The 19839-nt window shown below is 69.1% G+C and carries 23 protein-coding genes, 2 tRNA genes and 1 riboswitch; of the genes, 15 read left to right on the top strand and 10 right to left on the bottom strand.

Going from position 1 to position 19839, the window contains the following annotated elements; all coding sequences use genetic code 11:
• Positions 1-17: 17 nt before the first annotated feature.
• Positions 18-527, bottom strand: coding sequence for a VOC family protein (locus ACFKCF_RS17955; RefSeq protein ID WP_394494879.1), 510 nt, complete (start codon positions 525-527; stop codon positions 18-20).
• Between the two features lie 63 nt (positions 528-590).
• Between ACFKCF_RS17955 and ACFKCF_RS17950 the strand changes: the two genes are divergently transcribed.
• The 5 genes from ACFKCF_RS17950 (at position 591) to ACFKCF_RS17930 (ending at position 4775) form a co-directional block, all read left to right on the top strand.
• Positions 591-1040, top strand: coding sequence for a MarR family winged helix-turn-helix transcriptional regulator (locus ACFKCF_RS17950; protein ID WP_394494877.1), 450 nt, complete (start codon positions 591-593; stop codon positions 1038-1040).
• 60 nt (positions 1041-1100) lie between these two features.
• Positions 1101-1289: a hypothetical protein gene (locus ACFKCF_RS17945; RefSeq protein ID WP_349453729.1), complete on the top strand. Its 189-nt coding sequence runs from the start codon at positions 1101-1103 to the stop codon at positions 1287-1289.
• A gap of 29 nt (positions 1290-1318) precedes the next feature.
• Positions 1319-2464: a xylose isomerase gene (gene xylA / locus ACFKCF_RS17940; RefSeq protein WP_394494875.1), complete on the top strand. Its 1146-nt coding sequence runs from the start codon at positions 1319-1321 to the stop codon at positions 2462-2464.
• Positions 2461-3864, top strand: a complete 1404-nt coding sequence (locus ACFKCF_RS17935) for a xylulokinase (protein WP_394494874.1) — start codon at positions 2461-2463, stop codon at positions 3862-3864. The genes xylA and ACFKCF_RS17935 overlap by 4 nt, the downstream gene beginning before the upstream one ends.
• Before the next feature lie 194 nt (positions 3865-4058).
• Entirely contained in the window at positions 4059-4775 is a 717-nt protein-coding gene (locus ACFKCF_RS17930) for a hypothetical protein (RefSeq protein WP_394494873.1), read from the top strand.
• Between the two features lie 88 nt (positions 4776-4863).
• On the opposite strand, the gene ACFKCF_RS17925 is transcribed toward ACFKCF_RS17930, so the two are convergent.
• Both ACFKCF_RS17925 and pyrE read right to left on the bottom strand, forming a co-directional pair.
• Positions 4864-5550: a hypothetical protein gene (locus ACFKCF_RS17925; protein WP_394494872.1), complete on the bottom strand. Its 687-nt coding sequence runs from the start codon at positions 5548-5550 to the stop codon at positions 4864-4866.
• 224 nt (positions 5551-5774) lie between these two features.
• Entirely contained in the window at positions 5775-6323 is a 549-nt protein-coding gene (gene pyrE, locus ACFKCF_RS17920; protein WP_394494870.1) for an orotate phosphoribosyltransferase, read from the bottom strand.
• Positions 6324-6530: 207 nt separating this feature from the next.
• Between pyrE and ACFKCF_RS17915 the strand changes: the two genes are divergently transcribed.
• The 3 genes from ACFKCF_RS17915 to ACFKCF_RS17905 all read left to right on the top strand — a co-directional run bounded on the left by ACFKCF_RS17915 (position 6531) and on the right by ACFKCF_RS17905 (position 9323).
• Positions 6531-7712 carry an Ig-like domain-containing protein gene (locus ACFKCF_RS17915; protein WP_394494868.1) on the top strand — a complete coding sequence of 394 codons (1182 nt, stop codon included), beginning with the start codon at positions 6531-6533 and terminating at the stop codon, positions 7710-7712.
• 156 nt (positions 7713-7868) lie between these two features.
• Positions 7869-7968, top strand: a riboswitch (SAM riboswitch).
• A gap of 7 nt (positions 7969-7975) precedes the next feature.
• Positions 7976-8596, top strand: a complete 621-nt coding sequence (locus ACFKCF_RS17910) for a GNAT family N-acetyltransferase (protein WP_394494867.1) — start codon at positions 7976-7978, stop codon at positions 8594-8596.
• A 208-nt stretch (positions 8597-8804) separates the two neighbouring features.
• The gene (locus ACFKCF_RS17905) at positions 8805-9323 is read left to right on the top strand and encodes a hypothetical protein (protein ID WP_394494866.1); all 519 of its coding nucleotides are present in this window, start codon (positions 8805-8807) and stop codon (positions 9321-9323) included.
• A gap of 309 nt (positions 9324-9632) precedes the next feature.
• On the opposite strand, the gene ACFKCF_RS17900 is transcribed toward ACFKCF_RS17905, so the two are convergent.
• The 3 genes from ACFKCF_RS17900 to ACFKCF_RS17890 form a co-directional block, all read right to left on the bottom strand.
• Positions 9633-9824 carry a hypothetical protein gene (locus ACFKCF_RS17900; protein WP_394494865.1) on the bottom strand — a complete coding sequence of 64 codons (192 nt, stop codon included), beginning with the start codon at positions 9822-9824 and terminating at the stop codon, positions 9633-9635.
• A 100-nt stretch (positions 9825-9924) separates the two neighbouring features.
• Positions 9925-10014: transfer RNA gene (locus ACFKCF_RS17895), tRNA-Ser, on the bottom strand.
• A 162-nt stretch (positions 10015-10176) separates the two neighbouring features.
• On the bottom strand, positions 10177-10743 hold the full coding sequence (locus ACFKCF_RS17890) for a YceI family protein (RefSeq protein ID WP_192789254.1): 567 nt from the start codon (positions 10741-10743) through the stop codon (positions 10177-10179).
• A 109-nt stretch (positions 10744-10852) separates the two neighbouring features.
• Between ACFKCF_RS17890 and ACFKCF_RS17885 the strand changes: the two genes are divergently transcribed.
• Positions 10853-11383: a MarR family winged helix-turn-helix transcriptional regulator gene (locus ACFKCF_RS17885; RefSeq protein WP_394494863.1), complete on the top strand. Its 531-nt coding sequence runs from the start codon at positions 10853-10855 to the stop codon at positions 11381-11383.
• 22 nt (positions 11384-11405) lie between these two features.
• Here the strand turns inward: ACFKCF_RS17885 and ACFKCF_RS17880 are convergent, their stop codons facing one another.
• Positions 11406-11918 carry a SigE family RNA polymerase sigma factor gene (locus ACFKCF_RS17880; RefSeq protein ID WP_394494861.1) on the bottom strand — a complete coding sequence of 171 codons (513 nt, stop codon included), beginning with the start codon at positions 11916-11918 and terminating at the stop codon, positions 11406-11408.
• A gap of 216 nt (positions 11919-12134) precedes the next feature.
• On the opposite strand from ACFKCF_RS17880, the gene ACFKCF_RS17875 reads away from it, so the two are divergent.
• Both ACFKCF_RS17875 and ACFKCF_RS17870 read left to right on the top strand, forming a co-directional pair.
• On the top strand, positions 12135-13079 hold the full coding sequence (locus tag ACFKCF_RS17875; protein WP_394494860.1) for a hypothetical protein: 945 nt from the start codon (positions 12135-12137) through the stop codon (positions 13077-13079).
• 7 nt (positions 13080-13086) lie between these two features.
• Entirely contained in the window at positions 13087-13878 is a 792-nt protein-coding gene (locus ACFKCF_RS17870; protein WP_394494858.1) for a MauE/DoxX family redox-associated membrane protein, read from the top strand.
• Between the two features lie 103 nt (positions 13879-13981).
• Here ACFKCF_RS17870 and ACFKCF_RS17865 read toward each other — a convergent pair whose 3' ends face one another.
• Entirely contained in the window at positions 13982-15163 is a 1182-nt protein-coding gene (locus tag ACFKCF_RS17865) for an ATP-binding protein (RefSeq protein ID WP_185069755.1), read from the bottom strand.
• 270 nt (positions 15164-15433) lie between these two features.
• Between ACFKCF_RS17865 and ACFKCF_RS17860 the strand changes: the two genes are divergently transcribed.
• Genes ACFKCF_RS17860 through ACFKCF_RS17850 form a run of 3 tightly spaced genes read left to right on the top strand, consistent with a single transcriptional unit; the run spans position 15434 to position 17609 of the window.
• Entirely contained in the window at positions 15434-15892 is a 459-nt protein-coding gene (locus ACFKCF_RS17860; protein WP_394494857.1) for a MaoC family dehydratase, read from the top strand.
• 38 nt (positions 15893-15930) lie between these two features.
• Positions 15931-16398, top strand: coding sequence for a SigE family RNA polymerase sigma factor (locus tag ACFKCF_RS17855; RefSeq protein ID WP_394494855.1), 468 nt, complete (start codon positions 15931-15933; stop codon positions 16396-16398).
• Between the two features lie 29 nt (positions 16399-16427).
• Positions 16428-17609: a hypothetical protein gene (locus ACFKCF_RS17850; RefSeq protein ID WP_394494854.1), complete on the top strand. Its 1182-nt coding sequence runs from the start codon at positions 16428-16430 to the stop codon at positions 17607-17609.
• Between the two features lie 81 nt (positions 17610-17690).
• On the opposite strand, the gene ACFKCF_RS17845 is transcribed toward ACFKCF_RS17850, so the two are convergent.
• Both ACFKCF_RS17845 and ACFKCF_RS17840 read right to left on the bottom strand, forming a co-directional pair.
• Complete coding sequence (locus tag ACFKCF_RS17845) at positions 17691-18323, bottom strand: response regulator (RefSeq protein WP_394494852.1); 633 nt, start codon at positions 18321-18323, stop codon at positions 17691-17693.
• A complete protein-coding gene (locus ACFKCF_RS17840; protein WP_394494850.1) occupies positions 18320-19537 on the bottom strand; it encodes a sensor histidine kinase in 1218 nt (405 codons plus the stop codon). Before ACFKCF_RS17840 ends, ACFKCF_RS17845 begins: the two co-directional genes overlap by 4 nt.
• Positions 19538-19760: 223 nt before the next feature.
• Here ACFKCF_RS17840 and ACFKCF_RS17835 point away from each other — a divergent pair.
• A tRNA-Arg gene (locus ACFKCF_RS17835) sits at positions 19761-19833 on the top strand.
• Positions 19834-19839 lie beyond the last annotated feature (6 nt).

Genomic DNA, 19839 nt, shown 5'->3' with positions numbered 1-19839 from the left:
ATCATCACTACGGTACTTCAGACGGGGATGGACACGCCCACTCCGCCTCGGGTCTGAGCGCCGTACCTCTCCTTGTCGGCGGCCAGGTCGAGCGGGCGGATCCCGGCGCGCGCGGCGAGGACCTCCTCGGTGATCAGCGAGGCCGGCACCAGCCACGACACCTCGAACTCCAGCCCGTCGGGGTCCTTCGCGTACAGCGCCTTGGTCGTGCCGTGGTCGGAGGAGCCGACCAGCGCGCCGAGCTCGCTCAGCTTGACCGCGACCCGCTCCAGCTCGTCGAGGGTGTCGACCTCCCACGCCAGGTGGTAGAGGCCCACGGACGTGCGGCCGGCCGGCGACGGGCCGGCGTCGGGACCGATCTGGAACAGGCCCAGGTCGTGGTCGTTCGTCGAGCCGGGAGCCTGCAGGAAGGCGGCGCCCGGCATGCCCATCACGACGTCGAAGCCGAGGGCCTCGCGGTAAAAGGCGACGCTGCGTTCCACGTCGCGGACGTAAAGGACCGCGTGGTTGAGTCGCTGAACAGGCATGATGTGCCCCTTTCCGGGCCGGGTTCCGTCTCAAGTATATGAGAGTTCAACTAAATTGGGACCGTGACGAGATGGCTGGATGCGGACGAACAGCACACCTGGCGGAACTTCCTGGCGGCGACCCAGCTCCTCAACGAAGCGCTCGACCGCCAGCTCCAGCGGGACGCGAGCATGCCGCACACGTACTACATGATCCTCGTGGCGCTCTCGGAGGCGCCCGGGCGGTCGATGCGGATGAGCGAGCTGGCCGCCAGGGCGCAGAGCTCGCAGAGCCGTCTGTCGCACGCCGTGGCGCGCCTGGAGGAGCGCGGGTGGGTCCGCCGCGAGCGCTGCCCCGACGACGGGCGCGGCAGCTTCGCGGTGCTCACCGACGCCGGGTTCGCCGCGCTGGCCGCCGCCGCGCCGGGACACGTCGAGGAGGTACGGCGGAGCCTCTTCGACGTGCTGACGCCCGAGCAGGTGCGCCGGCTCGACGAGATTTGCGTCGCAGTGCGGAACACGCTGGAGGGGTAGCGAGCGAACTGTCATGCCGAGGCCGTAGGTTTCTCCGGGTACCCGAACAAGGAGAGGCCGATGCACGACACCGAAGAGGCGCTGTTCAGGGCGGTCCACGGCATCGCGGGGCGGTTCGCCGGCCAGCCCGTGCCCGTGGTGATGGAGGCGTTGCTGCGCCACCTGCCCAAGGCTCCCGGCCTCGAGGTGGCGGAGATTCGCAAGATCGCCGAGGAGATCAGCGTGGGACGGGATCCCTCGGGCTTGTGAACAGCTGATCGCCAGGGGAGCATCGAGACATGTACGAGCCAACCCCTGAAGATCGATTCACGTTCGGTCTGTGGACGGTCGGCTGGCAGGCGCGCGATCCGTTCGGGGACGCCTCGCGGACGCCGCTCGATCCGGTGGAGAGCGTGCATCGGCTGGCCGAGCTGGGGGCCTACGGCGTCACCTTCCACGACGACGACCTGCTGGCCGTCCAGCCCGATCGCGACCGGGCGATCACGGCCTTCAGGAAAGCGCTTGCCGAAACCGGGCTCAAAGTGCCCATGGCGACCACCAACCTGTTCACCCACCCCGTCTTCCGCGACGGCGCCTTCACCAGCAACGACCGTGACGTGCGGCGACACGCCCTGCGCAAGGTCATGCGCAACCTCGACCTGGCCGCCTCGCTGGGCGCCACCACGTACGTGTGCTGGGGCGGCAGGGAGGGATCCGAGTCCGACGCGGCCAAGGACGTGCGCGCGGCCCTCGGGCGCTACAAGGAGGCCATCGACCTGCTCTGCGACTATGTGCGCGAGCGCGGCTACGGCATCCGGTTCGCCCTCGAGCCCAAGCCGAACGAGCCGCGCGGCGACATCCTGCTGCCCACGATCGGCCACGCCCTGGCGTTCATCGGCGCGCTGGAGCACCCTGAGATGGTGGGCCTCAACCCCGAGGTCGGCCACGAGCAGATGGCCGGGCTCAACTTCGTGCACGGCATCGCCCAGGCGCTGTGGCACGGCAAGCTCTTCCACATCGACCTCAACGGCCAGCACGGCCCGCGGTTCGACCAGGACCTGGTCTTCGGCCACGGTGATGTGATGAGCGCGTTCTTCCTGGTCGACCTGCTGGAGCACGGCGGCTACGACGGGCCGCGGCACTTCGACTACAAGCCACTGCGTACGGAGGATGCTTCGGACGTGTGGGTGTCGGCCGCCGCGAACATGCGTACGTACCTGATCCTGCGGGAGAAGGCACGTGCCTTCAGGGCCGACCCCGAGGTGCGCGACGCCCTGCGGGCCTCCCGTGTCGAGGAGCTCGGCCTGCCCACGCTCAACCGCGGTGAGACGCTGGCCGATCTCGCTTCCGACGACTTCGATCCGGATGTCGCCGCCGCGCGCGGATACCATTTCACGCATCTCAACCAGCTTGCGCTGGAGCACTTGTTAGGAGTTCGTGGGTGACGCTGGTCGCTGGGGTCGATTCTTCGACGCAGAGTTGCAAGATTGTCATTCGTGACGCCGAGACGGGCGCGCTGGTCCGGCAGGGCCGCGCGCCACATCCCGACGGCACGGAGGTGCATCCGTCGCACTGGTGGGACGCGTTGTTGCGGGCCATCGAGGAGGCCGGCGGGCTGGAGGGCGTGACCGCCATCAGTGTGGGCGGGCAGCAGCATGGCATGGTCTGCCTGGACGAGTCCGGAAATGTCGTACGTGACGCCCTGTTGTGGAACGACACCCGCTCCGCCCAGGCCGCCACCGACCTGGTCGCGGAGCTGGGCGGACCGGAGGCCTGGGCCACCGCCGTCGGCTCGGTGCCGGTCGCCTCGTTCACGGTGACCAAGCTGCGCTGGCTGGCCGAGCACGAGCCGGACAACGCGGCCCGTACGGCGGCCGTCTGCCTGCCGCACGACTGGCTCTCCTGGCGCCTGGCCGGGGCGTTCGCCTCGGGGGTCTTCTCCGCCGACTCCCCGGTGCCGCCGCTCGGCCAGCTCGCCACGGACCGGGGGGACGCCTCGGGCACGGGTTACTGGTCGCCGTCCACGGGCGCGTACCGGACGGATCTGCTGAAGCTGGCGTTCGGCTCGATCCCCCTGCTGCCCCGGGTGCTGGGGCCGGCCGAAGCGGCGTACGAAGGGGGTGCGGCGCTGATCGCCCCGGGCACGGGCGACAACATGGCGGCGGCGCTCGGTGTGGGCGCCCGTCCGGGCGACGTCGTGGTGTCGCTGGGCACCTCCGGCACCGCGTTCGCGGTCGCGGACTCGCCCAGCGCCGACCCGACGGGCGCGGTGGCCGGCTTCGCCGACGCGACGGGACGGTTCCTGCCGCTGGTGTGCACGCTCAACGCCGCCCGCGTCATGGACGCCGCCGCCCGCATCGTCGGGGTGAGCCTGGACGCCCTGAGCGATCTGGCGCTCCAGGCCCCGCCGGGGGCGGACGGGCTGACGCTGGTGCCGTACCTGGAGGGCGAGCGCACCCCCAACCGCCCGACCGCGACGGGCTCCGTCCACGGGCTGACCCTGGCCACCTCGACCCCCGCCCACCTGGCGCGGGCTGCCATCGAGGGCATGCTGTGCGGCCTCGCCGACGCCCTCGACGCGCTGGGCACCAAGCCGGAGCGGGTGCTGCTGATCGGCGGCGCGGCCCGCTCCGAGGCGGTCCGCCGCATCGCCCCGACGATCTTCGGCGTCCCGATCACGGTGCCGCCGCCGGCGGAGTACGTCGCCAACGGGGCCGCGTACCAGGCCGCCACGCTGGTCACCACGCCGGAGTGGCGGTCGGAGGAGACGGAGACGTACGAAGGGGATGCCGTCCCGTCGATCCGCGACCGGTACGCCCGCGCCACCACCCACATCCTCGACTGACCTTCGCCTTCGGTCCCCTTCGGTTTCCGGCCGCCTTCGATTTTCGGCCGCCTTCCCCGCCATCGGCCGGGGGAGGCGGCCCGCCCGACCACCGGCGGGGAGGCGGCTTGCCCGGCGCCCCTGACTTTCGACAGGGGCGCCGGTTGACCATCGGCCGATGACCAGCCCACCTCACCGGTGCCAGGCTCGCCCTCATGAACACCCCCTTCCCCTTCCCTGGACGCTGGATCGGCGGCGTGACGCTCATCGCGGGGCCGGTGATCATGTGCGCCGGATACCTGCTGCGTCACCTGAGCACGGTCACCGCTCTCACCCCTCAGCAGCAGGCCTGGGCCGAGGCGCAGCCGTTCGCCGCCTACGGTCAGCTTCTCGCCTACACGTCGGCACCCGCCCTGCTCACCCTCCCCTACGCGGTCTTCGCCCTGGGAGCGCTGCTGCTCTTCCCCGCCTTCATCACCCTGGCCCAGCAGGTGGGCGGCCACCTCGCCTACTGGGGCGCCACGTTGCTGGTCATCGGCCTGTTCGCCCGCCTGTACTTCGCCGGCGCCGACCAGACCGCCTTCCAGCTCACCGAGGTTCTCGGCCTGGACCGGGCGACGAGCGCGATCATGAAGGAGTACGTCGACATCTCCTACGGACCGTGGCGGGTACCGGTCTGGGCCTCGGTCGGCCAGTTCGCGGGCTCGCTCCTCCTGGCCGTCGCCGCCTGGCGCTCGGGCCTCTTCGGCACCGCCCGCGCCGTGATGTTGCTGCTGGCAGGAGGGACGTGGATGGGCGTGCTGAAGGGCGCCTCCACCCCCGACGTGCTGGTCACCGGCCTGCTCTGCGTGGCCCTCGTCCCGCTGGGCATCCAACTGCTCCGTGACCGGCTGCCCACCACGACCGGTCGGCCGAAGGCGCTGAGCTGGTGAGCAGGGCCGCGCCACTCCTGCGCGGTCCGTTTGGCCCGCGGGCGGGGCGACGGTGCCGGCGCTCGTCCGGCTGCAGGGGCCCGCGTGATCAGGACCTGTAGACGTTCGTCACCGGCAGGTAGGAGCTGAAGTGGTCAGCCACGATGTCGGCGACAGCCTCCGCATCGTCGGACCCGTCCACCTCCAGGACTCGGATGCCCAAGCGGCGAGCCGAACGGACGGCCTCGTCGGCGACGAGTCGGTCTCGGGCGAGTCGGTTGCGCTGTGCTCGATCGGGGTCGCTGACTCGGCGAGAGACGGCGGCGGCACGGGGCAGTTCGCGGACCTGGCGCCGGCGGAATTCCTCACTCGGCACCATGACGATCATTCGCCAGGGTGAGTCGATGATGGGAGCGACCAGTTCCGGACGCAGTCCCCAGCCTTCGGCGATGACAGGCCGCCCCGAAACCAGGCCGCGCAGGTCATCCAAGGCCCATTCGAACCGCGTGGGAAAGCCGGCCAGGGTCTCGTCGGCCATCTCTTGAGGGCTGGTGTTCACCCAGACGGCGTCCGGGTCAGGATCCGCGATGGGCTCGCCGAGCCGCAGGCGACGGGCGATCCGACGGTCATTGTGCGCACGTGCGTCGTGGTAGTCGTAGTGGTAGGCGGTCAGCCCGTACCGGATGGCCAGCAGCCTGGCGACGGTGGATTTGCCGGCCCATTGTCCCCCTCCGATCCACAGGGCGTTGTGCAAGGTGCCGAACGGATCCCAGACCTCGCTACTTGTGGCGTTCACGGTTACAGCATGGCGACGGCACCGGCCAAAGAAACAGTCTTGTTCTGCCTGCTCCGAACGGGTGATGATCGTAGAGAGGGCGCTTGTGACGTTTCAGGCGTCGTACCCCTGGTTCGACCAGGTGGGGGCTCGTAGATCAGCCCCGTTGCTCCGTGAGCCAGGGCGAGAAAGGACGCTGCGTCTGGGCGCCCGCGCACGGTGAGCTGGTCGACAGGCCCGGCGGATCAGTTCGTCATGCGCAGGTCGGTCGCGGTCAACAACGATGAAAGGCTGATGTTTTCTGCGGCCAGCGCTGCCGTACCTCCCTGCTCGCGATCGATGACGCACAATGCCTCGCTGACCTGCGCCCCTAGGCTCCGCAGCTCAGCAGTGGACAGGACGATCTGGCCACCGCTGGTGACGACGTCCTCGACCACCAGCACCCGCCGTCCCTCCACCTCCGCGCCTTCGGCCAGACGACCGGTTCCGTACGTCTTGGCCTGCTTACGAACGAACGCACACGGCAGACCGGTGTGCCGGCCGAGGGCGGTGACCACCGGGATCCCGCCCATCTCAAGCCCGGCCAACACCTCGACGTCCCCCGAGACCAGGGGAGCCATCGCCCGAGCGATGTCGTCCAGCAGAACGGGGTCGCCTTCGAACTTGTACTTGTCGAAGTACTCGGTGGCGGTACGTCCTGAACGGAGCACGAAGTGGCCGGCGAGGTGGGCTGCGGCATGAATCCGGCGAGCGAGGTCAGAGCGCGTCACAGGCACCCAGTCTCCCAGAAGCATGGCGGACGTGCTCAGGACCGCCCACCACGGAAGTCCCGCTCCTCGATCTCGCAGAAGCCCTCTGGATACGCCTGCCTCGCAACCTGCCGCATCGATCAAGGCACCTTTGTATTGTTACCCACAGTTATGGGCATATAGCTCTCCGTATCATCAATAGGCCGTCTTGTCTGAAAGATGCCTATTTGTCGGGGAGTGGAGGCATCGACGATGCGGAACGGCCGGACCATACTCGTCAGCACGTTCATGGCTGCGCTGCTGCTGACCGCAAGCTGCACCTCGGGTGCCTCGAATCCACCAGCGCCCGCCGACCCGCAGGAGCGGGCCCTCACAGCCAAGCTGGCGATCACACCGGCGAACGGCACGAAGAGGGTGCCCCCGGACACCGCCGTCGGCGTCAAGGCCACCGACGGCAAGGTCACCAAGGTGACCGTCGCCGACGCCAAGGGGAGCGAGGTGCGCGGGACCTTGGGCGCGGACGGGACGTGGCGTCCCACGTGGCCGTTGCGGCCCTCGACGGCGTACACGGTGAGCGTGCAGGCGACCGGCACGGACGGCAAGCCCGTCACCGCGCGGGCCACGTTCACCACGCTCAAGCCGAAGCGGGTGCTGGAGAGCGGCATGTCCCCCCTGGACGGCGAGAGGGTCGGCGTCGGCATGCCCGTCCAGCTCCTGCTGTCGCGCCCCGTGACCGCCAGGAGCGACCGGGCCGCGGTCGAGCGGTCGCTGGAGGTGCGGATGTCCAAGCCGGTCGAGGGTGCGTGGAGCTGGGTGAGCGACCGCGAGGTCCAGTTCAGGCCGCGCGAGTACTGGCCGGTCGGCGAGAAGGTCACGGTGGTCGCGCACCTGGCCGGCCTGCGGGCGGGGCAGGACGTGTGGGGCACCAGGGACCGCAGCCTGACGTTCACCGTCGGTGACGAGCACATCACCAAGATCCGCAATGGCACCCACCGGGCAGTCGTGCGGGAGAACGGCGAGGTCGTCAAGACCATCCCGGTCAGCCTGGGCAAGAAGGGCGACGAAAGCTGGTCCGGCATCATGATCGCCCAGGAGAAGGCCGCGGAGACCCTCATGGACTCGGCCACCATCGGCAGGCCCGGTGAGTACTACGCCCGTACCAAGTGGAATGTCAGGATGACCTACAGCGGCATGTTCTTCCACGCCGCGCCCTGGTCGACCGGCGCGCAGGGCAGCCGCAACGTCAGCCACGGCTGCGTGAACGCCAGCATGGCCAACGCCCGCTGGTTCTACAACTTCACGCAGCGGGGAGACATCATCGAGGTCACGGGGACATCGCGGAAGCTCCAGTTCGGCAACGGGCCGACGCCGTGGGCGAAGTCGTGGGACGACTGGGTCGCGGGCAGCGCCCTCGGCAAGTCGATCAACGCCTGATGGAAGAGACCGCGCCGGTGCGGTCGGGCAAACTCGGTTCTTGGTAGCCGCTGGTGGTGAGCACTCCCGACTCCTGGGTTCAAGCGCCGTCCATGGAATAGGCCCTCTGCGGCGAATTGACGGCGTCCGCCCGTGCAGGCATGATCTCGACTCGGTAGTTCATCCAGAGGATCTGAGGGACCTGGCCCTGTGACGGTCCGGCAACCTCCCCGGCGGGAATCCGCGGGAAAGGTGCCAATGCCAGGAACGATGAGGGAGAGCTGATGAGCGTACGCCTTGATGTTCCTGTCCTTGCCGGCGATCTGGTGCGGTTGGAGCCGCTGGCGATGCGGCACGCGGCGGATCTCGCGGAGGCGGCCGAGGAGGATCGATCGTCCTACGACTTCACGCTGGTGCCTCGCGGTCGCGAGATGCCGGACTACCTGGCGACCCAACTCGCCCGCGACGGGCTGACCCCGTTCGCCCAGGTTCGGCTCACCGACGGCAAGGCGGTGGGCTGCACCGGCCTCTGGGATCCTCGCAGGTGGCCGGATCGGCCTGGCCTGCGAGCGATCGAGATCGGCTTCACCTGGCTGGCCGCCTCGGCCCAGGGGACCGGGATCAATGCCGAGGCGAAGCTGTTGCTGCTGTCGTACGCGTTCGAAACGCTCGGCGTCGCCCGCGTCGACCTGAAGACCGACGCCCGCAACCACCGCTGCCGCCGGGCCTTGGAGCGGCTCGGCATCCCCTTTGAGGGCGTGCTGCGCGCCTGGTCCATGTCGTGGGCGCGCGGCGAGGAGGGCAAGGTCCGCGACTCGGCCATGTTCGCAGTGGTCGCCACCGACTGGCCTACCGTCAAGCCGGTGCTGCAAGCCCGTTCTCACCGCCGCTCGCCGGCCCTCTGAGGAGCTTCGACTGGGTGACGGTGGCGATCAGGCAGTGAGGCGTCATCGTCCTACTTTCGGGTGTGGTGAACGCGCGTCCCGGCGCAGGCGCTCGTGGAAGCGGAGCTCTTGATCGGCCACGGATGCGTCGACCTCGTGATGATGTGGCCGTGAGAGATCGCCAGTTACTTACTGCATCTGTATCGCTACTTTGTGTAGCATCCGGTGGATGAGGAAACCGTTCCGCAGCTTGACCGTGCTGCTCACCGCTGCTGTAGCCCTCACCGCCATCCCGCACGCCGCCTCCGCGCACGCGCCCTCGCAGAACCCTCCCCGCGGCTGCGCCAACAAGGAGGCCGCCTCCGGCAATTACTCCGCCAGAGTCACGATCTGCCTCACCGAGACCTGGAAGAAGCACGCCTTCGGCGGTCCCACGCTGGAGCCGACCGACACCGTCACCCTGGAGTGCTGGCACGGCGTCGTCCTGTGGTCTAACTCCGACTGCTCGATGGACTCGAAGCTGACCCTGTCGAAGGACGGCGTCCGCGCCTGGACCGAGGAGCGGAGCAACAGCGTGTACATCGCCCGCAACGGCAACACCAGCACCTACACCGACCACTACGCGTGCCGTGGAAACGGCGAGTACGAGCTGCGGTTCGAGGGTGCCACGGTCTGGGTCACGCGGCATTTCAGCAGAGGCAGTGTGACCATCCCAGCGTTCTCCGTGAAGGCGCGCGGCTGCGCCTAATGCTTGGCGCGATGGCATGTGAGGGGTTCCGCCGACGGGGAGGGAGCCCCTCGCTCGCGTACGTTCCACAGCAGATCCTGGTAAGACCGTACCGCACACGATCGATGCCGGTCAGGGAAACACCGGTGCGGCGCCCCAACGCGCTCGGTACGGGCCGCCGTGCGGGTCCGGGTTGTGCGACCGCATCCCTGGGGTACCGGCCATCCATGTCGGCAGCAGGCCGTCAGCACGTCCCGGCGCAGGCGCTCGTCGAATCGGAGTTCCTGCGCGGGCCTCTTAGACGCCGTACTCACAATAGAACAGCGCCGGTCAGTCCAGCAGTTCCATGACGATCGTGTCGAATCCGTCGCACTTATAGCGATTGAAGGTCACCACGCAGCCCTTGCCATGCAGGCGGACCGCGCACGTGGGCCCCTCGATGCCGAGGCTGAGTTCCGCCTTGACCACACCGAGGTCGGGATCAAAGGAGATGGCTTCGTGCCCGTGTGAGTCCAGACCCACTTGATGATGCCAGGGCCTGTCGTTAGCGCAATGGTCCGGCATCGGGTCAGCCAAGATCAAAGAGCCCTGCCCCGTGATCTTGGGGCAGGGCTCTCACCTGCGGAGGATCGGGGATTTGAACCCCGGATGGGCGGTAAACCCAAACCGCATTAGCAGTGCGGCGCCATAGACCTGACTAGGCGAATCCTCCTGGAAGCCTTCGCGGCTCAGGACAGCGTACCGGCCTTCTGGCGAGGCGGCAAAGTGATTGCTCCCCGTCCTTCGCCAAGAGTTATCAACAGCCTGTGGGTAACTGCCTGTGGATGAAGCCCGCCCAGAGCGTGGACGGGCTTCGGGGCTGTGGATAACCAGGTTACGCGGCCGGGTTGGCCTCGCCCTCGATCTCAATCTTTACCTTCTTGCCGACCAGGACGCCGCCGGTCTCCAGGGCCTGGTTCCAGGTCAGGCCGAACTCCTCGCGGTCGAACTCCGTGGTGATCGAGAAGCCCCAGACCGGCGCGCCCCACGGGTTGGTGCCGGCGCCGCCGTACTCGACCGTGAGCTCGACCTCCTTGGTGACGTCACGGACGGTCAGGTCACCGACGACGGTGAACTCGTCGCCGGAGTGGCCGACCACGCGGGTGCTCCTGAAGGTGATCGTCGGGAACTTCTCCGTGGCCAGGAAGTCGTCGCTGCGCAGGTGGCCGTCGCGGTCGGCGACCCCGGTGTCGATGCTGTCGGCCTGGATCGTGAGCTCGGCGGTCGACTCGAGCGGGTTCTCGGCGATCGTGACCGAGCCGCTGAAGGAGCCGAAGTGGCCACGGACCTTGCTGACCATCATGTGCTTGACCATGAAACCGATGCGGGTGTGCGCCACATCCAAGTTGTAGGTGCCGACGGCGGGGATGGTCAGGGACTCCCAGGTGCGGGTGGTGGTCATCGGGGTTCTCCTCGATAGGGGTTCGTTGCTGTGCGGATGTCTGCGGCAACAAATTTCTACACGAGGAATATTCCGCGCGTCAACTATCGTCAGCTACGCTATGAGGGTGATGAACTTTGACGACCACCGGCTGACCGCCGTAGGGCTTCTGGCGGAGGTCCATGGCGGCCTGATGGCCAGATTCCAGCCGGTGCTCAGCGCTGCGGGGTTGTCGGAGATCGATTTCGAGACGGTCATCCGGCTGGCCCGGTCCCCGGGGCAGCGGCTGCGGATGAGCGATCTGGCCGCGCAGACCGAGCTGTCGACGAGCGGGGTGACCAGGGTCGTCGACAGGCTGGAGCGGGAAGGGCTGGTGACCCGGCAGGCGTGCCCCAGCGACCGCAGGGCCTCCTACGCCGTACTCACCGAGACCGGGCGGGCGCGGCTGGAGTCCGTGCTGCCGCAGCACGTGCAGGACATCGACGACTGGTTCACCGGGCTGCTGGGCGCGGAGGAGCTGGAGGCGTTCCTGGCCACGTTGCGAAGGATCAGAGACGTGGTACGGCCCTGCGCCACCGCGGGGGCGGCTGGGGCATCCGAGGCGCAGGCCGCCGCCGCATGCGCAGGGAAGGCCGCAAGCCAGGCGGGAGTCGCGACTTAGGTGGAGGCCGCAGGGCCGGAGCTCATGAGCCGCGCCCGTGGTGGGACGGGAGGCCCAGCGCGTTCCTGAGCTTGGCCATCGCCCGTGACACCGTGCTCTTGACCGTGCCCACACTGATCCCCAGCGTCCTGGCGATCTCCGGCTCGGTCATGTCCTCGTAATACCGCAGCACGATCGCCGCCCGCATCCGCTCCGGCAGCTCCTCCAGGGCCTGTTCCAGCTGCTCGTGCACGTCCCCGTGCGGCTCCTCGGAGGTACAGCACACCTCGGGCAGCTCGTCCGAGGGATACTCCTCCAGCCTGCGCCGCCGCCACTGCGAGATGTTGATGTTCACCATGGCCCGCCGCACATAGCCGTCGAGCGCCCCCCGGTCCTCGATGCGGTCCCAGGCCAGGTACGTCTTGGTCAGCGCGTTCTGCAGCAGATCCTCCGCGTCCAGCGGGTGTCCGGTGAGCTGGTGGGCCGCGCGCAGCAGAGCAGGACCGCGCGCCCTCACGTACTCGCGGAACTCGTCTTCCCAACCGGTGGTCTGCATCGTGGCCAGAATCGCAGCCTGATGCTCTATTGGGCTTGAACCAGAATTCAGGTTTCGGTCCGCCGACGATAAAGGTAGGTCAAGGTCGGTGGCGGTTTGTTCGACGCCGGGTGTCTTCTCACTTCCCCGGGGATGCGTATTTTGATCCCGTCTGCGTCGCTACGGTGTGAGCTACGCCCAAGTCGTGTGAATCTAGTACCGACGAGGGAGGGGCCGATGGGGTATCCGAGCGTTGAGCGCCGCCGGGTGCTCGCCGCGGCCGCACTCGGTCGCGAATCCGGCGTTCCCGGCCCTGACCCGGACAATGGGGAGCCTTTACGCGCCGTCGCCGGCGAGATCAGGGACGTGAGCCCGCATCTGATCATCATCGAGACCCCCGCCGGCGCCGAGGAGCGGCTGGTGATCGCCCCCTGGGCCACCGCCTGGCACGGGAAGGACGCCGCGCCCGCCGACCTCCCCGCGGGTTCCATGGTCATCATGCGTACGCGCGACGGCCGCGTGGTGGAGCGCATCTGGGCGGACACCACCCGCATCACCGGGACGATCCTGTCGATCAGCGGGCGCAGGGACCTGACGGTCGAGCTCGACTGCGGGCCGCACCGGGGCCACCGCACGGTCGTCATCCCCTACCGGGCGTCGGGGCGACTGCAGGTGCGGCATCCCAAGTTCGAGCCCGGTTACCTGTTCGACGCGATCGGGATCAGGCAGGAGGGGACGAGCCTGGCCATGTTGCCCGCGACCTCGCAGCCTCCTTATCCGGCCCGCGCGGTGCCGGCCCCGCCGCCCGCGTACGCCGGGCTGCAGTCCCGCATCTCGGGCCCCGCCACCTGGTCGGACACGTTCGACGAGGAAGAGCGCGGCGCCGCGTACCCGATGCTGGAGCGCTCCGACACCGGCTGCCCCGACGCCGGGGTGTCGTGCACCGGGCTGCCGTACCTCGCCGTAGGGTCGCTGCTCCAGGTCAGGAACCTGTGTTCGCAGCGGAACGCCAACGTGCCCGTGGTGGCGTGCGGATGCGTCGCGGGGCGCTTCTGCGACCGCTGCGTCGAGTGCGACACCTCGCCGCGCGGGCGGGTCGTGGAGCTGTCGCCGTTCTCCTATGTGGAGCTCGGCGGCGACCTGATCAAAGGCTGTTTCAACGCTCAGATCGGATTGGGGTGACGGTTACGTGCTCGAATCGCAGCTGCCGCTTCTGATCGGGCTGCTCCTCCTGGGCATGGTGGCGAAGTTGATCACCGTGCGCACCGGCGGCGAACCCGGTTCGCTGTCCAGACTGGGGCCCGCGGTCCTGGTTCCGGGGCGGATGCAGGCCATCGCGCTGCTGGTCTGCGCGGCGGGCGAGCTGTTCCTGGCCACGGGGCTGCTGGTCACGACGCATCCGTTCTTCCGGTGGGGTACGGTCGCCTTCTTCGCCCTGTCCACGTACGTGCTGCTGGAGCTGCGCAGGCGCCGGCCGGATGCGGGCTGCGGCTGCTTCGGCGAGGTGAGCTCGGCGCCGGTCGGACTGCGTTCGGTCGGCCGGACGGTCGCGCTGACCGGGATGGCCGGATTGTCGGTGTGGGCGCCGGTGCCGGGATGGGCGGCCGTGATCCACCCGTCGTGGCTGACGGTCGCGGGCGTGGCCGTGCTCGCGCTCCTCTCCCCGGAGATCGAGGAACTGATCGACCGCGTACGGTTCCGCGCCCCCTGCGAACAGCGCCGCGGCCCCGCCGAGTCGGTCACGCTGGCCAGGCTCCGGTCGAGCGGCACCTGGCGGGCCCACGCGGGCGAGCTGACCTCACCCGAGCCGTACGACAGCTGGCGCGAGCTGTGCTGGCGCTTCTACGCCTTCCGCAACCACGACGCGGACGACGTCGTCTTCGCCGTCTACCTCAGCGGCCGGCGCCCGGCGGTGCGGATGGCCGTGGTCGGCGCGGCGGACAGCGGATCTCTGCCGGAATATACGCCAGTATCGGCCTGACGCTAGAAAGCGTTAGATTCCGCTCGACAGGCATGGCGATATAGCTCTATTGGGCTGTCTAGCTTCCCCACTAGACAGCCCAATAGAGGTCTAGGGGCGTCGCTCAGATCGGCTGAGCGCGCAGGAACTTCCCGAAGTGCGGCACCGTGAACGCGATCAGACCGCGCTCGGCGCTGTAGATGAGCCCTTTCTTGATGAGGCTGTCACGGGCGGGCGAGAGGCTGGACGGCTTTCGCCCGAGGGCGTCGGCCACCTCCGCGGTGGCGACCGGCTCGTCGCCGATCTGCGCCATGGCGTGCATGTAGTCGCGCTCGGCCGGGGTGGCCCGCTCGTAGCGGCTGCCGAAGAACCCGACCGCAAGCTCCTCCTCGGCCTCCGGCGCGGAGACCTTGACGTCTTCGATGGTGATCGGGCTGCGCGGCGCCAGGTCCCAGGCGACCTTGCCGTACGCCTGCACGAAGTAGGGGTAGCCGTCGGCCGCCTCGTAAAGGGCGTCGAGGGCCTCCTGGGTGAACTCCACCTCTTCCTCCCGCGCCGGCAGGATCAACGCGAGATCGGCCGCCTCGCGGTCGAGCTTGTCGATGCGCGCGTAGCGGAAGAGCCGCTCGGAATAGCTCTTGCTGGCCGACAGCACGCTCGGCAGGTGCGGCAGCCCGGCCCCCACCACGATCAGCGGCCCGCCCGTCTGGGAGAGCTCGTGGCAGGCGGCGCAGAGCGCCGAGACGTCGGCGGCCGGGACGTCCTGCATCTCGTCGATGAAGAGCGCGATGCCCACGGCCAGGTCGGTGGCCACGCTCGCGGCGTCGACGAACAGCTCGGTGAGGTCGATCTCCAGGTCGCCGGAGTCGGCGCGCCCGCGGCTGGCGGGCACCTCGATGCCGGGCGACCAGTGGGAGGTGCCTTTGGCCGCCGCCGGATCGCGCATGGCGAACGCCTTGAGCACGCCGAGGAACTCCTCGATGCGCTCGGGGGCGCGGTGGCGCGGCGCCAGTTCCCGGATGGCCATGTGCAGCGCGGCCGCCACGGGGCGCCGGATCGACTGGTCGGGCCGGGCCTCGATCTTGCCCGTGCCCCACAGCCGCTGCATGGCCATGGACTTGAACGTGTTGAGCAGAACGGTCTTCCCGACCCCCCGCAGGCCGGTGACGACCATGCTGCGCTCGGGACGGCCGCGGGCCACCCGCTCCAGCACGACCTCGAACTGTTGCAGCTCTCGGTCGCGCCCGGCGAGCTCCGGGGGACGCTGGCCGGCACCGGGGGCGTAGGGGTTTCGCACAGGGTCCACGCTCTCGGACTTTATTGCCGGATATAGCGGCCGTCTTAGATTTGGGAAGAAAGTGCTACGGCGTGTCCGAGCAGGGGCGGTCGCGAGCACCGTCATCGGACACACCCCCTCTCACCAGGCCGAACCCTTGTTCGATTGCGGTACACAGAACTGTAGCGCGGACTCGAACACCTATGCGATGGTTTCGAGTAAAGATCTTCGTAACCCGTGGTGGGCCCGGCGAGTCCTGAACTTGGCAGGTGTCCCGCCCGCGCAATAGCGTTCGGATCCATGCGGACCTTCGCGAATGTTCAGGAGCTCAAGGCGGCCGTCGGTGAGAAGTTCGGCCCGACCGAGTGGCGCACCGTCACCCAGGACCAGGTCAACCTCTTCGCCGACGCCACCGACGACCACCAGTGGATCCACGTCGACGTGGAGCGGGCCAAGGAGGGGCCGTTCGGGGGCACGATCGCCCACGGCTACCTGAGCCTGTCGCTGCTGCCGTCGTTCATGTTCTCGATGGTCAAGGTCGAGGGCATCGCCATGGGCGTCAACTACGGCCTCAACAAGGTCCGCTTCCCCCGGCCGATCATGGTCGGCGCCCGGATCAGGGCCGTGGGCGAGCTGACGGACGTCAAGGGCACCCCGGCCGGCTACCTGGCCAACCTGAAGATGACGATCGAGATCGAGGGCGAGAAGCGGCCCGCCTGCATCGCCGAGACGCTGAGCCTGTACGTTCCCGCCGAGTAGTTTGCAACAGAAGCGCGTCCCGTGTGATCCCTGGGTTCGTGGAGGATTTCGACGAGTTCGTCCGAGCCCGGGGCGACGCGCTGCTCCGGTACGGCTTCGTGCTGGCCGGAAATGCCGAGGACGCGGCCGATCTCGTACAGGAGGCTCTGGCCCGGCTGGGTGACGCCTGGCCCCGCGTGCGCAAGAAGCACGACCCTGAGGGGTACGTCCGCACGACCATGGTCAGGCTCCACATCAGGTCGTGGCGCCGCAGGCGCCGGGAGGACCTGGTGGCCGCCGTCCCCGAGCGCGGCGAACCCGATCGGTACGGCGACGCCGACCTCTGGGCCGAGCTCCAGGAACTCCCCCGCAAGCAGCGAGCCGTACTCGTGCTCCGGTACTACGAGGACCTCTCCGACAAGGAGATCGCCGAGATCCTCGGCGTCTCCCGCGGCACCGTGCGCAGCCAGGCGGCCCGCGCCCTGGACAAGCTCCGGATCAAGCGAGTGCTGCAGGAGGCGCGATGAGCGGGGCTTCGGGAAGGCGTGGTGACGCGGTGAGGGACGAGCGCGATCTGGTCCGGACCCTGCGGGCGGCGGCCGTCCAGATGGAACACCACGACCTCGCGGCCGGCGTGGCCCGCCGCCGCCGCGCCCGGCGTACCAGGCAGCGCGTGCGGGTGGTGCTCGCCGCCGCGGCGGTGGTGGCGGTCGTGGCGGGCACGGCCGCGATCGTCTCACGCTCGGACGACCACCGCCGGGCCGAGCCCGCGACGGTCCTGCACGGCTGGGACTCGATCAGGTCGGCCGCCGAGCTGTGGCCGCGGGCCGTGGTCAGAGTGCCCGCCTACGACTCCGAGGGGTGGCGAACGCAGGTGGCGACCAGCATGAGCGTGACCGAGGTGCTGCTGCTGGCGACGTCCAAGAAGGAGCGGCGGCTGGAGGTGTACGACTCGGCGCGCGGCACGATCCGGATCCTGGGCTCCATCCCCGAGGCCCGGGACCTGCGATACGTGGCGGTGGGAACGCGGTACATCGCCTGGTACACGGGCCCGCTCGGCGGCGGGCCGGTCAATTTCTGGATCATGCCACGAGCGGGCGGCGCGGCCAGGCGCGTCAGCCAGGTCGCGCAGGATGTCGACTCGTTCGGGGTCACGGAGGACGCCCTTGTGTGGTCGGTCAGAGGAGGCGGCGTCTACCGCATGCCCGTGACCGGCGGGACTCCTCAGCTCCTGCCCGGCACCGACGGGCTCCGGCTGACCTACTGGCCCTGGGCTGCCGGCGCGATTCGGAACCGGATCGTCAACCTGGAGACCGACGAGTCGACCGAGGTCTCCCTGCCCGACGGAGTGCGGTCGATGCAGTGCCATCCGGAGTGGTGTGTCGGAGCGCAGGGGCAGCGCGCGATCGTGCAGCGCGTGGACGGGTCCGAGCGGCAGATCCTGCCTGAGCAGCTGCGGCCGATCACAAGCGCCAGACTTGGGCTGCTGGGCGACCGTTATGCGATCTTCGGCGTGCGGGACGAGCCGATGAAGCGGGGGGTGCCGCTGGGCGTCGTGTACGACCTCGAGACGGGGGCGATGGCCAAGCTCGGGGAGAGGCCGTTCGCCGCCGGGGACGGCTCGGTAGGGTACGGATACTCGACCTCGCCTTCGACCGCGCCCTTCTGGTGGACCGGGTCGAGGGTGCAGGACGCCAAGGAGTACATCGTCCTGAACGTGGCGGCCATCCCCCGGTGACTCCCCTCCACGGCCGCCTCGAACGGGACGCGCTGCCGCCAGGGTGGGGGTCAGGCGCCCGGCAACGTCCGGATCGAGCCCCTACCCTCCTTCTCCCGAGTAGTAGATCGCCGCCTGCACCCGGCTCTTCAGCCCCAGCTTGTTCAGCACCCGGCTGACATGCGTCTTCGTCGTGGCCTCCGCCATGTCCAGCTCTCTGGCGATCTCGGCGTTCGACAGCCCCCGCCCGATGCAGGCCAGCACCTCCCGCTCCCGAGGCGTCAAACTCCCCGGATCGGTCACCGGCTCCCTGCGCGGCGCCTGCCCGGCGAACGCCGCGATCAGCTTCCGCGTGACCCCGGGCGAGATCAGCCCATCCCCGCGCGCCACCAGCCGCACGGCCTCGACCAGTGATTCGGCATCGGTGTTCTTCAGCAGGAACCCGGCGGCCCCCGCCCGCAGCGCCCCGAAGACGTACTCGTCAAGATCGAACGTGGTCAGGATCAGCACATCGCTGACCCCCGCCAGCTCCCGGGTGGCCGATATGCCGTCGAGCCGCGGCATCCGCACATCCATCAACACCACGTCCGGGCGCGCCTCCCGGGCCATGGCCACGGCCTGCTCCCCGTCCGCCGCCTCGCCGACGACCTCGATGTCCTCGACCCCGTCCAGAATCAGCACGATCCCCGCCCGGACCGCCGCGTGATCGTCGGCCACCAGCACCTTGATCGTCACCGCGCCCCCTCCGGCCGCGTCTCGGCCCCGGGTTCCCTTTCCCGGGACCCGAAGCCCAGGACGGCCGTGTACGGCACCGCCTGCTCATCACCGGTGGGCAACTCAGCCGACATCCGCCACAGATCACCGTCCGCCGAAGCCCCAGCCTCGAAAGAACCGCCCACCAACAAGACCCGCTCCCGCATCCCGATCAACCCTGCCCCAGCACCAGGCAGCCGCGCCCCACGCCCGCCGACCGCGTTCTCGACACTCATCAGAACCCGCCCCGCCTCGTACGTGATGACGACCCGGACAGGCGGTTGCCCATGCTTGAGCGCGTTGGTGAGCGCCTCCTGCAGAATCCGGTATCCGGCGAGGTCGACGGGTGCGGGCAGCTCCCGCGACTCCCCCTCGACCCGCAGCTCGGCGACCGACCCGGCCCGCGTGACCCGTTCCACCAACGTCTCGGCATCGGCCAGCCGGGGCCGCATGGCCTCAGCGGGATCGTCACCCTCCTGCCGCAGCAGCCCGATCATCGTCCGCATCTCGGCCAGCCCCTTCACGCTGTTCTCCCGTACGGACTCCATGACCCTCCGAACAGTCTCCCGATCGAGATCCTTGCGCGAAAGCGCGGCGGTGGACTGGATGGCGATGGCGCTGAAATGGTTCGCGATCATGTCGTGCAGCTCCCGAGCCATCCGCGTACGCTCCGCCGCGACGGCCGCCTGCCGGTCGAGCTCGGCCAGATGAGCCACCTGCTCGGCCCGTTCCCGCTCCGCCGCCGCCCGATCCCGATGCTCCCGCAGCAGCAGCGCCGTGGTGACAGGCGTCACCAGCACCAGCCCCGCCTGCACCCCCATGACGGCGAGCATCCGCCAGTCCTCGGCCAGGAACCCGGCCACGGCCCCGGCCGCGACCGCCAGCACAGCGGTGATCCCCAGCAGCCACCGAGCAAACCGAGCCGGCCCGTAAAGCGCCGCGGCATAGAGGTTGTCCGTGAAAATCAGCACCGTCGCCAGAGAAGGCCCCACGAACGCGTCGATCGTGATCGCGACGACCCCCAGCCCCAGCGAGGCAAGGGGCGCCCGCTGCCGCACCAGCACCCCGGCACAGGTGATCGCCAGCGGCACGCCCAGCAGCCACACGGGCACGCCCCGCTGGAGCGCGGCCCCACCCGCGATGAGAACCACCCCCATCGCAAAGGCCACCCCGGCCCCCAACGCCACCCGCTTCATGCCCCCATCTCACCATCCCGCTCACCCGGTTCCCTCCTGCGCGGGACCCGCCTGTGGATACACCCTTCGATGTACCGCCACTCCCGGCCGACCAGCGAGATCACCCTCCGGTCGGGGGCCCGCGTGGCCGTGACGGCCGGGCGAGATGGAGGAGGTGGGCCCATGATTGCGATATCTGGTTCGAGGTACTCCTCAGAACCCGCTATGCTTGCTTACGCAGCGAGCGGCCGTAGCTCAATGGATAGAGCATCTGACTACGGATCAGAAGGTTACGGGTTCGACTCCTGTCGGCCGCGCACAGC

It is taken from the genome of Nonomuraea sp. JJY05 (genome assembly GCF_043496855.1).
Classification (GTDB): domain Bacteria; phylum Actinomycetota; class Actinomycetes; order Streptosporangiales; family Streptosporangiaceae; genus Nonomuraea.
Note: the sequence above shows the minus strand (reverse complement) of the source record. Positions and strands in the feature narration are given on the sequence as shown.